The following is a 13,845-nucleotide window of genomic DNA, read 5'->3' as shown; positions in this document are numbered from 1 at the left end:
GCCCTACAGTGCTTCCAGCTCGGCCATCAGGTCACTGAGACGGTCGACCTTGTCGTCGCTCAGCTCACTGGCCTTCAGGCCTTCGACGTAGGTCGCCAGTTCCTCGACGGTACTGCACTCGAACATCGCCCGCAGCGGCACGTTCAGTTGCAGCACCTTCTGCACCCGTGAGGCGATCTGGGTAGCCAGCAGCGAATGCCCGCCCAACTCGAAGAAGTTGTCGCGCACCCCGACCCGTTCAGCCTTGAGTACTTCGGCCCAGATGCTGGCCAGAGTCGTTTCCAGCTCGCTGCGCGGCGCCAGGTAGGCCTGGCTGTGCTGGGCGCCGATGTCGATGGCCGGCAAGGCCTTGCGGTCGAGCTTGCCGTTGGCATTGAGCGGCAGTTGCTGGAGCCAGCCCCAGTGCAGAGGCACCATATACTCCGGCAACTCGGCACGCAGGCGCTGCTTGACCTGCTCCAGCAACACGCTGGTATCGGCACCCGCAGTGCTGGCCACCAGATAGCCGACCAGATGCTTGCCATTGACCCCATCCTGCACGCCCACCGCCGCATCGCGAATCTCGCTTTGCTCATGCAGGCGCGCTTCGATCTCGCCCAGCTCGATGCGGTAGCCGCGGATCTTCACCTGATGGTCGATACGCCCGACGTACTCGAGCACACCGTCGGTACGTCGACGCGCCAGGTCGCCAGTGCGATACAAACGTTCGCCAGGCGCACCGAACGGATGCGGGATAAAGGCTTGCGCAGTACGCACCGGGTCACCGACATAGCCACGGCCGACGCCGGTACCGGCAACGCACAGCTCACCTACGGCACCCAGCGGCACCAGTTGCTGATCGTCGCCAAGCAGGTACAGGCGGTTGTTGTCGGTCGGCGTGCCGATCGGCAGGTAGCTGCCCCGGGTCGAGGCGGCATCGACGCGGAAGAACGCCACGTCATCCGAGCATTCGGCCGGGCCATAGGCATTGACCAGACCAATGTGCGGATAACGCTGCAGCCATTGCGAGGCCAGCTCCGGCGGCATCGCCTCACCGGTCGGCAGCATCCAGCGCAGGCCATCGAGCTGTTGATGCTCGTTGACGAGCATGCCCTGGATCAACGAAGGCACGCTCTCCAGCACGGTGATGCCGGTAGCCTGCACGTGCTCCAGCAGGCCTTGCGGGTCGTGGGCGATGGCGTTCGGCACGATGGCCACCTGAGCACCGAACAGCGGTGCGGCGAGGAACTGCCAGACCGAGATATCGAAGCTCTGCGAGGCGGTCTGGGCAATCACGTCCTGCTCGTCCAATTGCAGGTAGGGCACCTTGCTCAACTGGTTGTTGAGCATGCCGCGCTGCTCGACCATCACCCCTTTGGGCAGCCCGGTGGAGCCTGAGGTGTAGATCACGTAGGCGAGGTTGTCCGGCGCACTATAGATGCCCGGGTTGCCGTCCGGCCCGACTGCCGCCTGGATCTGCTCCCAGACCAGCAGTTTCGGGCGCCCGGCACAGCTCAGTTCTTCGAGCAAGGCACGCCCCTGTTCGGCACAGGCTGCACTGCACACCAGCACCGGCGTGCGGCTCAGTTCGACGATACGTTGCAGGCGCGTAACCGGCAGGCCCGGGTCAAGCGGCAGGTAACCAGCCCCCGCCTTGAAGCAGCCGACGATCATGCCCAGCAACGGCAAGTCGCGTTCGGCCAGCAATGCCACCGGCTGATCGATCGCCACCCCGGCGGCGATCAGCGCATGGCCCAGGCGGTTGGCCTGGCGGTTGAGCTCGGCATAGCTCAGCGTTTGCTCCAGGCACCGCGCAACCACCCGCTGCGGGTGCGCGGCAACCCGTGCTTCGAACAGTTCGGCGTAACTTTGCTCAAGACTGTAGGCCTGCTCGCTGCGGTTGCAGTCGTCGAGCAAAAAGTGCCGCTCGGTTTCACCGAGCAACGGCAGCTCGCTGACATCCCCCTGGAAGCCCTCGGCCAGCGCCAGCAACAAACGCTTGAACTCGGCCAGCAAGCGCTCGACCGTGGCGGTATCGAAGTAACGCTGGTCGAAGGACAGGTGCAGCCCCAGGTCATCGCCCGGATAGCAGACGGCGGTCAACGGGAAGTTGGTATGGGTGCGCCCGGAATCGGAGCTGGCGTTCAGGCTCTGTGCACGGTCCAGCACGGCAACTTCCACCGGCGCGTTCTCGAACACGAACAGACTGTCGAACAGCGGCTGGCCCTTGGGCAGCTCGCTGCACTCCTGGATGCTCACCAGCGGCAGGTATTCGTACTCGCGCAGCTCCATGTTGCGCTCGAGCAGGCCCTGCAGCCACTGGCGCACGCTGCAGCGCTCGCCCGCTGTGGGCAGTTTCACCCGCAGGGCAATACTGTTGATGAACAGCCCGACGGTGCGCTGCATCTGCGGCATGCTCACCGGGCGACCGGCCACCGTAACGCCGAAGACCACGTCGCGCTCGCCGCTGTAGCGGCTCAGCACCAGGGCCCAGGCGGCTTGCGCAAAGGTATTGATGGTCAACTGATGGGCCTGGGCCAGCTCACGCAGGCGGGCGCCATCGGCGGCATCGAGGCGGGTGTAGCAATCGCCGACCAGCATCCCGGCATTCTCTACCGCGTGGTCACGCAACAATGGCCGGTCGCTGGGCACTGCGGTACTGCGCTCAAAGCCTTCGAGGTTAGTGCGCCACCACTGGCGCGCCTCGTCCAGGTCCTGATGCTGCAGCCAGCTGATGTAGTCGCGGTAGCGCGGCGGCACCGGCAACTGCGCCTGACGGCCCTCGCCCATGGCCAGGTAGATCTCGAAGAAGTCATTCATCAGCAGCGAACGGCACCAGGCATCGATAAGGATGTGGTGGTTGCTCATCATGAACCAGTAGCGGTCCTCGCCCACCCGCACCAGGCGCAGGTGGAACGGCGCCTGCCGGAGCAAGTCGAAACCGGCTTCGCGCTCTTGCTTGTGCAGCGCTTGCAGGCGCGCTTCCTGTTCAGTTTCAGGGATGGCTGACCAGTCCTGATAGTCGACCGGCGTCGCGCCCGGTTTGTGAATGATCTGCAGCATGGCCTCGCCGGCGTTCCAGCAGAACGAGGCGCGCAAGGCTTCATGACGGCCGACCACCGCTTGCCAAGCCTCAGCGAAACGCTGCGGGTCGAGGGCACTGTTGATCCGGTAGCGGTCCTGCATGTAGTAGATGCCGGTGCCCGGCTCCAGCAGGGTATGCAGCAGCAGTCCCTCCTGCATCGGCGTCAGCGGGTAGACGTCCTCGATCTGTGCAGCAGCGACCGGCAAGGCATCGATCTGCTCCTGGTTCAGCTGCGCCAGGGGGAAGTCCGAGGGCGTGAAGCTGCCGGTGCCCGGGGTCAGGCAATGCTCGATCAGGGTGATCAGCTCGAGCCGGTAGGCCTCGATCAGTGTTTCGATGGTCTGCGGGTCATAGCGCTCACGGCTGAAGGTCCAGCGCAGTTGCAGTTCACCGCCATACACCTGGCCATCGACGCTCAGCCAGTTGGGCAGCGGCGCCGCCAGGTCGTGGGCGAGCCCGGCGCTTTCATCCACCGGCTGGTACAGCGCATCGGCCTGGAACTGCTGGTCGAACTGGCCCAGGTAGTTGAAGGTAATACGCGCCTGGGGCAGCGCCGCCATGGCTTCGCGCACCGGCGCATCGGCCAGGTAGCGCAGCACGCCGTAGCCCAGACCCTTGTGCGGCACATTACGCAGTTGTTCCTTGATGGCCTTGATCGAAGCGCCCTGCCCCGCGGCTTCTTCGACGTTCAGTGGGCTCAGGCTCAACGGGTAGGCGCTGGTGAACCAGCCGACGCTACGGGTCAGGTCCATGTCCTCGAACAGGCTCTCGCGGCCGTGGCCTTCCAGTTGCACCAGCACCGTGCTGTCACCGCTCCAGCGGCACAGTACGCGGGCCAGGGCGGTCAGCAGCAGGTCGTTGACCTGGGTGTGATAGGCAGCGGGCGCCTCCTGCAGCAGTTGCCGGGTGCGGGTCGCATCCAGGCGCACGCTGAGGGTTTGCGCCTGCCGGTGCAGGTTGGCCCCTTGCGGATGATCGCAGGGCAGTTCGCGGCTGGCGGTGCCCAACTGTGCCTGCCACCAGGTTTGCTCGTCACGCAACGAGTCACTGCCGGCATAAGCCACCAGGCGTGCCGCCCAATCGCTCATGGCGCGGGTCTTGGCCGCCAGCGGCTGACCGCGGTACAGCGCTTGCACATCTTCCAGCAACACGCGCCAGGACACGCCATCGACCACCAGGTGGTGGATGGCCAGCAACAGGCGTTGGCGACCCTCGCCGTCTTCGACCAGCAAGGCGCGCAGCAGCGGCCCCTGTGCCAGGTCGAGGCTGCGCTGCACATCGCTGTACAGCGCCTGGCAGGCGCCCAGATCGGCTACCGAAGCCTGCCAGAGCAACTCGCGATGGTCGGCCTGGACGTACTCGCCCTGCCATTGAGCGTTTGCCTGGGTGAAGCGCAAGCGCAAGGCATCATGGTGCTGCAGCAACTGCTGCAACGCCTGCTCCAGGGTCTTGCCATTCAAGCGTTCGACCGGCACCAGCAATACCGCCTGGTTCCAGTGCTGGGGTTGCGGCACGTCGCTGTCGAAGAACCAGTGCTGGATCGGCGTCAACGCTGCGCGTCCGCTCAGCGGGCCCTGATCGACCTGAGTGGTTTCACTGCGGCTGACCACCGTGGCCAGGGTCTGGATGGTCTGATGCTGGAACAGGTCGCGCGGGGTGAAATGCAGCCCGGCCTGACGCCCACGGCTGACCACCTGGATCGACAGGATCGAGTCGCCGCCCAGTTCGAAGAAGTTGTCCTGCAAACCGACCTGTTGCACGTTCAGTACCTCGCGCCAGATCGTCGCCAACTGCTGCTCCAGCTCGCTGCGCGGCGCTTCATAGTGCTGGCGGCCCTGCTCCAGGTCCGGCGCCGGCAAGGCGCGGCGGTCGAGCTTGCCATTGCCGGTGAGCGGCATTTGCTCAAGCAGCACCAGGTGGGTCGGCACCATATAGTCCGGCAGGTGCAGGCGCAGTTGCGCCTTCAGCGCTTCACGCAGGGCAACCTGCCCGGCGGCGTCCGCCCGCGCCTGATCGCAGACCAGATAACCGGCCAGCTGCTTGCCACCGGGCATGTCCAGGGCCAGGACCACGGCCTCGCGCACCGCGGGGTGTTCGAGCAGGCGGGTTTCGATTTCGCCCAGCTCGATACGGAAGCCGCGAATCTTCACCTGATGGTCGATTCGACCGACATACTCCACCAGACCGTCAGCGCGCTGGCGCACCAGGTCGCCGGTACGGTACAGGCGCCCGCCGTTGTCGCTGAACGGGTCGGCGACAAAGCGCTCGGCGCTCAAACCGGGGCGCTCGTGGTAACCCTGGGCCAGGCCGGCGCCACCGACATACAGCTCGCCAATGCCACCTTGCGGCACCAGGGCCAGGTCGGCATCGAGGATGTACGCCGTGCGGGCCCCGACCACGCTGCCGATCGGCACACTGCCGGCGCCGGCTTCAAGTTGCTCGGGAGCCAGGCACGCCAGGGGCATGACCACGGTTTCGGTCGGGCCATAGGCGTTGAAGAACTGCTGCGGCGTGAACGCCTGGCGAATGCGCTGCAGGTGCTCGCCGGTCAGTGCCTCACCGCCAGTGATGACCAGGCGCACCGGCAGTCTTGCGTTGTGGCTGGCCAACCACTGGGCGAGCTGGCTGCCGTAGCTTGGGGTAAAGCCGAGTATCGATACCTGCTGTTCGCGGATCAGCGTGCAGATTTCTTCCGCGCCCCACTGCCCTTGCCCACGCAGGACCACCCGCGCACCGCAAAGCAACGGCACCAGCAGGCGCTCGGTGGCCGCGTCGAAGTTGATTGAATAGAAGTGCAGCTCGCAGTCATCGCTGCGCATGCCGAAGCGCTCGATCACCGCCTGGCAGTGCATGGCGATTTCGCCATGGCTGACCACCACCCCCTTGGGCTTGCCGGTGGAACCGGAGGTGTAGATCAGATAGGCCTGATGGCCCGGCAAGGTCAGCGACGGCAAGGCTTCGCGGCTGTAAGCCGCGAGGCCGTCACGGTCCTCTTCCAGGCACCAGCGACCGACCTTGGCGGGCAACTCGCCGAGGGCCTCAAACAGCGCACGCTGGCCCAGCAGCAGTTCGATGCCGCTGTCTTCAATCATGTAGTGCAGGCGTTCCAGCGGGTATTCCGGATCCAGTGGCACATAGGCGCCACCGGCCTTGAGGATCGCCAGCAGGCCGACTACCAGCTCCAGCGAGCGCTCCAGGGCCAGGCCGACGCGCACCTGCGGGCCGACGCCATGCTCACGCAGCACACGGGCCAACTGGTTGGCGCGGGCGTCAAGCTCGGCGTAGCTCAGGTGCTGCCCGGCGAACGTCAGGGCCGGGGCATCAGGCTGATGCGCGGCTTGCTCGCTGAACAGCTGATGAATGTTGTGATCCAGCGCCAGGGTGTTGTCTCCCTTGAGCAAATCGCACAAAGCCTTTTGCTCGACCGCCGCCAGCAACGGCAATTCGCCCAGGCGTTGCTCGGGATCACCCAGCACTGCCACCAACAGGTTCTGCCAGTGGGCAGCCATTTGCGCGATACGCGGCGCGTCGAACAGGTCGCGGCTGTAGGTCAGGCAGCAACCCAGGCGGCGGTCGAGGTCGGTGACTTCCAGGTTAAGGTCAAACTTGGTAGCGCGGGCATCGTTTACCAGGTACTCGACCTGCATGCCGGCCAGCTCACGGCTTTGCTGGAACTCCCAGCGCTGGACGTTGCACATCACCTGGAACAGCGGGTTGTAGGCGCTGCTGCGTGGTGGCTGCAAGGCCTCGACCAGCTGATCGAAGGGCAGGTCCTGATGGGACTGGCCGTCGATCACGGTCTGGCGCACCTGCTCGATCAACTCGCCGATACGCATCTGCCCATCAAGCTGGCAACGCAGCACCTGGGTGTTGAGGAAGGCACCGATCAGGCCTTCGCTTTCCGGACGGATGCGGTTGGCCACCGGCGCGCCGATGCGCAAGTCAGTCTGGCCGCTGTAGCGGTAGAGCAGCACGGCCAGGGTTGCGGTCATGGTCATGAACAGGGTCAGGCCGCGCTCGGCATTAAAAGCACGTACTCGCGCTGCCAGCTCCGGGCTCAGGTCGAAGCGATAGAGCTCGCCACGGTGACTCTGCACCGCCGGACGCGGACGGTCGGCCGGCAGTTCGAGTACCGGATGCTCATCGCCCAGTTTGGCTTGCCAGTAGTCCAGCTGGCGCTGGCGCTCGCCGCTTTCCAGCCACTGGCGCTGCCACACGCTGTAGTCCAGGTACTGCACCGGCAAGGGTTGCAGCGGCGATTCGCGCTCGTCGACAAAAGCCTCGTAGAGCTCGCCCAGCTCGCGGGCGAAGATGTCCATGGCCCAGCCTTCGGTCACGATGTGGTGCAGGGTCAGGACGAAGTAATGCTCACGCTCGCCGGCCTTGACCAGACAGGCGCGCAGCAGCGGCCCGCGCTCCAGGTCAAACGGCTGGTGCGCCTGCTCGTCGGCGAAGGCCTGCAGGCGTTGCTCGCGTACCTGCGCTGCGGCACTGGAGAAATCCAGCCAGCTCATCTGCAGGTTGCTGTCTTCGGCGACGCACTGATAGGGCACGCCGTCGATGCTCGGGAAGGTAGTGCGCAGCGTCTCGTGCCGCACGATCAGCGCCTGCAGCGCTTGTTCGAAGCGGCTGACATCCAGCACCCCGCTCAGGCGGGCCATGCCGCCGACGTTATAGGCCGGGCTGTCCGGTTCCATCTGCCAGAGGAACCACATGCGTTGCTGGGAGTAGGACAGCGGCACGGCCTGACGACGGTCGATGCGCTGGATCTCGCCCTGCAGGTTGTGCGCGCCACTGTGCTGGATCGCCTCGACCGCAGAGGCAAAGGCGCCCAGTTCGCTGGCTTCGAACAGGGTGCGCAGCGGCAACTCGACGTTGCAAGCCTGGCGGGTGCGGGAAATGATCTGGGTGGCCAGCAACGAGTGGCCGCCAAGGGCGAAGAAGTCATCTTGCAAGCCGACCCGCTGGATACCCAGCACCTCGCGCCAGATCGCGGCGATCTGCTGTTGCAGGGTGGTGCCCGGCTCGATGTGTTCACGCGATTGCCATTGCGGCTCGGGCAAGGCCTTGCGCTCGATCTTGCCGCTCGGGCCCAGCGGCATTTGCGCCAGGTGAACCAACTGCGCCGGCACCATGTAGGCGGGCAGTTGCTCTGCCAGTGCCGCCAGCCACTGCGCGCTCGCGTCGATACCACTGTAGTAACCGACCAGTTGCGGGCCGGCGGCGGTGTCGCGAATCATCACCAGCGCCTGCTCGACACCCGCCTGCGCCAGCAGGCAGGCCTCGACCTCTTCCGGCTCGACCCGGAACCCCCGCAGCTTGACCTGCTGATCGAGACGCCCGAGGTACTCCAGCGCACCCAGATCAGCCAGCCAGCGCGCCCGGTCGCCACTGCGGTACAGACGCTGGCCGTCGCCATCGGGCTGCGGCACGAAACGTTCGGCGGTGAGCCCCGCACGCCCCAGGTACCCCCGAGCCAGGCCGGCACCGCCCAGATACAGCTCACCCGCTACGCCGGGCGACGTCAGTTCGAGCTCATCATCCAGCACCCGGCACAACACGTTGGCCAGCGGCCGGCCGATCGGCGAGCGCGCACCGTCGGCATCGCTGCACTGCCAGTGGGTGACGTTGATGGCGGTTTCGGTCGGGCCGTAGCGGTTATGCAAGGCCACCTGTGGCAATACCTGCAACACCCGCTCGCGCAGGTTCGCCGACAAGGCTTCGCCACCGGAGAACAACCGGCGCAGGCTGCTGCACTGCGCGGCCAGCGGTTCCTGGACAAACACCTGGAGCAAGGCCGGGACGAAATGCAGGGTGGTTACGCGATGTTCGCGGACCAGTTCGGCGATGCGTTGCGAGTCGCGGTGCTCGCCGGGGCCGGCCAGCACCAGTTGGCAGCCGTTGACCAGCGGCCAGAAGCATTCCCACACCGACACGTCGAAGCTGATCGGCGCCTTTTGCATCAGCACGTCGCTGTCATTGAGCTCATAGCGGTCCTGCATCCATTGCAGACGCTCGGCCAGTGCCGCATGCGTGTTGCCAACGCCTTTGGGCTGCCCGGTGGAGCCGGAGGTGTAGATCACATAGGCGAGGTTGTCGCCGTGCAGGTGCAGGCCCGGCGGCTGGCTTGGCCAGCTGTCGAGCTTGAGGCGGTCCATCACGATGGCGCTGACATCCGTCGGCAGGCTCAGGCGTTCGAGCACATCGCTGTGGCTGAGCAGCAGGCTGGCACCGCTGTCGGCGAGCATGTAGGCCAGGCGCTCGGCCGGGTAATCGACGTCCAGCGGCACATAGGCACCACCGGCCTTGAGAATGGCCAGCAGGCCGACCAGCAGTTGCGGCGAACGTTCGGCGGCGATGGCCACGCAAACATCCGGACCGACGCCCTTGTCGCGCAGGTAATGGGCCAGGCGGTTGGCCTGTTGATGCAAGCTGGCGTAATCGAGGCTGCCACCCTGCCATACCAGGGCAGTGCGCTCTGGAGCCAGACGTGCTTGCTCGTTGAGCTGGTCGACCACCCACTGTTGCGCCGGTACCGTCGGCGCCTGCCCCCATGCGAGCAATTGCCCGCGGCCATCGGCGTCAAACAGTTGCACAGCGCCGATGGCGACCTGCGGTTGAGCGCAGACTTGTTCCAGCAAACCGACCAGCTGTGCGCTGATTCGTGCGACGGTCGCCGCATCGAACAGCTCCACGGCGTAGTCGAACGACAGGATCAGGCGGCCCTGATGGTCTTCTTCACTGTGCAACTGCAGATCGAACTTGGCTTCGCGGCTGTGCCACGGCAGTTCTTCGGCAAGCAGCCCCGGGAGGCGACGCAGGGCGCTGAGGTCGCGTTGCTGGTGGTTGAACATGACCTGGAACAGGCCCTGCTCGCGAGCTTCGGGGAAGGCTTCGAGCAGTTGTTCGAACGGCAGGTCCTGGTGGGCTTGGGCCTCCAGCGTGGCTTGGCGCACCTGGGCCAGCAACTGGTTGAACGGCAAGCGCCCATCGAGCTGCGCACGCAGTACCTGGGTGTTGATGAAAAAGCCCACCAGGCCCTGGGTTTCCAGGCGCGGACGGTTGGCGTTGGGCACGCCGACGCGGATGTCGGTCTGCCCGCTGTAGCGATGCAACAGGCTCTGGAAACCGGCCAGCAAGACCATGAACAGCGTGGCGTCATGGGCGCGGGCGATACTGCGCAAAGCTTCCGCCAGGGTGGGCTGCAGGCGCACGCTCAAGCGGGCGGCGGTGTTGCTGTGGCGGTTTGAACGCGGGTAATCGGTGGCAAGATCGAGCACCGCCTGCTGCTCACCCAGCCGATCCTTCCAGTACGCCAGTTGCCGGGCGCTTTCGCCCTGGGCCAGCCACTGGCGCTGCCAACTGCCGTAGTCGGCGTAGTCCAGCCCCAAGGCCGGCAGCTTGGCGTCCTGGCCTTGGCAGCGGGCCGCATACAGGCGCGAAAACTCGTCGATGAGAATGTTCATCGACCAGCCGTCGGCGATGATGTGGTGCAACGTCACCCACAGCTGATGCTCTTCGCTGTCCAGGCGCACCAGGGTCACGCGCAGCAGCGGGCCCTGCTGCAGGTCGAAAGGCTGCACCGCTTCGGCTTCGCGCTGCGCCAGTACTTCTTGCGCACGGGCAGCAGACAGATCCAGGCGCTGCAAGGTCAACGCCAGGCTCGGCAGGATGCGTTGCAAGGCCTGGCCATCCTGCTCGGCAAACACCGTACGCAGGGATTGGTGACGCTCGACCAGGGCCTGGAAGCTGGCTTGCAATGCCGCTTCGTCCAGCTCGCCACGCAGGCGCAGCGCGCCGGGAATGTTGTACGCCGCACTGTGCGGCTCAAGCTGCCAGGTCAGCCACAGGCGATTCTGTGCCAGCGACTGCGGCAAGGCCTGCGCGCGGCCGAGGCGGCTGATGGCGCCACGGGCGACACCGCCATCGCTCTGCAACGCCGTCACCGCGGCACTGAAGTCGGCCAGGGTCGGTGCCTCGAACAGCACCCGTACGCCCACCTCAAGATCCAGCTCGTCACTCAAGCGCGCGCAGACCTGGGTGGCGGCAATCGAGTTGCCACCGAGCAGGAAGAAGTGATCGTCCGCGGCCACCTGCTCCACGCCCAACTGCTCACGCCACAGACGACCGATCCGGGCCTGCATGCCGGTCGCCGACGCGGTTTGATCGGCTACGGCCGCTGCTTGCTGATCAGGGTAGCGCGCGTAGCAATCGAGGCTGCCGTCGTCCATGCGCAACCGGCAGGCGGCGCGTTGCAGCTTGCCGCTGGAGGTCTTCGGCAACGCGCCGGGATTGAGCAGCAGCACCACCGCCGGCGCCTGCTGGCAGGCATCGGCGATCACCTGGCGCAGGGTCTTGATCAGGCTCGCAGGCGTGATGACTTTCTGCACGTTGCGGCTGATCTCGACGGCAACGCCGATGCCCTCCTCGCCCCGGTCATCGACCGCGAACACCGCCACCCGGCCTTTACGCAGAACGTCGACTTCACGCTCCAGGGTCTTTTCCAGATCCTGTGGGTAGAGGTTGTGCCCACGCACGATCAGCAAGTCCTTGAGGCGGCCGGTAACGAACAGCTCGCCGTCACGCAAAAAACCCAGGTCGCCGGTACGCAGCCAGGTGCGCCCGCCCTGCTCGACGAAGGTGCGGGCCGTGGCTTCGGGGTTGCGCCAGTAGCCTTTGGCGATGCTCGGGCCACTGGCCCAGATTTCGCCGACCTGGTTGTCGGCCAGCAGCGTCAGGTTGTGCGGCTCGACAATCTGCACGGCATGCCCGGGCTGGCTACGCCCGCAACTCATCTGCACCGTGCCCCTGCCCGCTTCTGCGTTGTTGCGCGCCAGCGCCAGGGCATCCAGCTCAAGCGCGCCAATCCCCTGGCCTCGGGTGCTGCCGCTGACGAACAACGTGGCCTCGGCCAGCCCGTAACTGGCAAAGAAACTCTCAGGCACAAAGCCACAGGCAGCGAACTTGTCGGCGAAGGCCTGCAGGCTGTCCTGGCGGATCGGCTCGGAACCGGAATAGGCCACACGCCATTTGCTCAGGTCAAGGCTGGCCATTGCCGCGGCACTGACCCGCTCGCTGCACAGCCGATAGGCGAAGTCCGGCCCTCCGCTGATGGTGCCGCCGTGATCGCTGATCGCTTGCAGCCAGCGCTGCGGCCGGGCGAGGAAGTACGCCGGGGCCATCAACACACAGGGCACGCCACTGAAGATCGGTTGCAGCAAGCCGCCGATCAGGCCCATGTCGTGGTACAGCGGCAGCCAGCTGACGATCACGTCATCCGGGTTTACATCGATGCCGAAACCCTGGCGGATCAGCACTTCGTTGGCCACCAGGTTGCCATGGCTGACCTGCACGCCCTTGGGCAAGGCTGTGGAGCCGGAGGTGTACTGCAAAAATGCAATGTCGTCGGCCTGCAGGGTCGGCGCCTGCCAACTGCCGGCCTGCTCCTGAGCCAGGGTATCGACCGCCAGCAGCTGTGGCGCGCTTGGCTCTGCCAGCACCTCGAGGGCCTGCAGGTTGTCGTGCAAGGCACTGATGGTCAGTAGCAGGCGCGGTTCGGCATCGCCGATGATCGACAGCAAACGCTCCTGATGATGACGCCGCGATGATTCTGGCGGATAAGCCGGCACCGCGATGACGCCGGCGTAGAGGCAGCCGAAGAACGCCGCGACGTAATCCGGGCCACTGGGAAACAACAGGATCGCCCGATCCCCCACTTCGGTGCGCGCCTGCAAGGCGGCGGCGATGGTCCGCGCCCGCTGGTCGAGCTCGCGATAGGACAGCACGGCTTCATCGCACGGATCCTCGGCCAGAAAGCGCAAGGCAACGCGGTCGGGGGTAAGCGCCGCGCGTTGGGCCAATGCCTGGACCAGCGTAACCGGGAGTTCGAAGGCGTCCATCATGGGGGTTCCTGCCAGAGTCTGTACGTAAAATCAGGTCTCGGGTGGCGCGCAGGGCGGGCTTCCAGGCACCGAGGTGCGTCTTGCCAGAGCCGAGGATGTACAGAGAGGAACGGATGGGCCGGAGAAATAATTAAGGCCCGTGGCCAGCGCCAGGCAGGGAGAAAAAAGGTGGAATTTGAAGCCGGTCACAAAGCGCAAGCTTAGAACCAAAAAGCATAGAGACTTATTAACTTTCGCATTTGACAATAATTATCATTACGAATAGTTTGTCGCACGTCGTAGGAAGCCTCCGGATCTGGAGTGCTCCACTTCCCTCTTAGAGATAAGGTGATTTCCATGGCGGAACAACTATCCACAAGTAAGTGCGATTCACCGTTACTCCAGGCGTTTGTCGACAACCGTAGCATCCTCGTGAAGATTGCCGCACGCATCACCGGCTGCCACTCGCGGGCCGAAGATGTCGTTCAGGATGCTTTCTTCCGACTCAGCTCGGCGCCGCAGATCACTTCCTCGTTCAAGGCCCAGCTCAGCTACCTGTTCCAGATCGTGCGCAACCTGGCCATTGACCACTACCGCAAGCAGGCGATGGAGCTCAAGTATTCCGGCAGCGAAGAGGAGGGCCTGAATGTGGTCATCCAGGGCGCCTCGCCAGAAGCTACGCATACCAACTTCACCACCCTGGAACACATCGCCGAGGCCCTGAACGATCTGCCCCAACGCACCCGCTATGCCTTCGAGATGTACCGCCTGCATGGCGTACCGCAAAAGGACATCGCCAAGGAACTGGGCGTCTCGCCGACCCTGGTCAACTTCATGATTCGCGATGCCCTGGTGCATTGTCGCAAGGTCTCAAGCCAGAGGGCTTGAGAGCGGCAAGCT

2 protein-coding genes are annotated in these 13,845 nt (G+C 65.1%); one reads left to right on the top strand and one right to left on the bottom strand.

The annotated features are described in order from the left end of the window. Positions 1–3: 3 nt before the first annotated feature. Positions 4–12,966 carry a non-ribosomal peptide synthetase gene (locus tag LOY45_RS08345; RefSeq protein ID WP_258578958.1) on the bottom strand — a complete coding sequence of 4,321 codons (12,963 nt, stop codon included), beginning with the start codon at positions 12,964–12,966 and terminating at the stop codon, positions 4–6. 336 nt (positions 12,967–13,302) lie between these two features. Between LOY45_RS08345 and LOY45_RS08340 the strand changes: the two genes are divergently transcribed. Continuing rightward, positions 13,303–13,833: an RNA polymerase factor sigma-70 gene (locus tag LOY45_RS08340; protein WP_115087968.1), complete on the top strand. Its 531-nt coding sequence runs from the start codon at positions 13,303–13,305 to the stop codon at positions 13,831–13,833. Positions 13,834–13,845: the final 12 nt, after the last annotated feature.

This window comes from Pseudomonas wadenswilerensis (assembly GCF_024749185.1).
GTDB lineage: Bacteria > Pseudomonadota > Gammaproteobacteria > Pseudomonadales > Pseudomonadaceae > Aquipseudomonas > Aquipseudomonas wadenswilerensis.
Note: the sequence above shows the minus strand (reverse complement) of the source record. Positions and strands in the feature narration are given on the sequence as shown.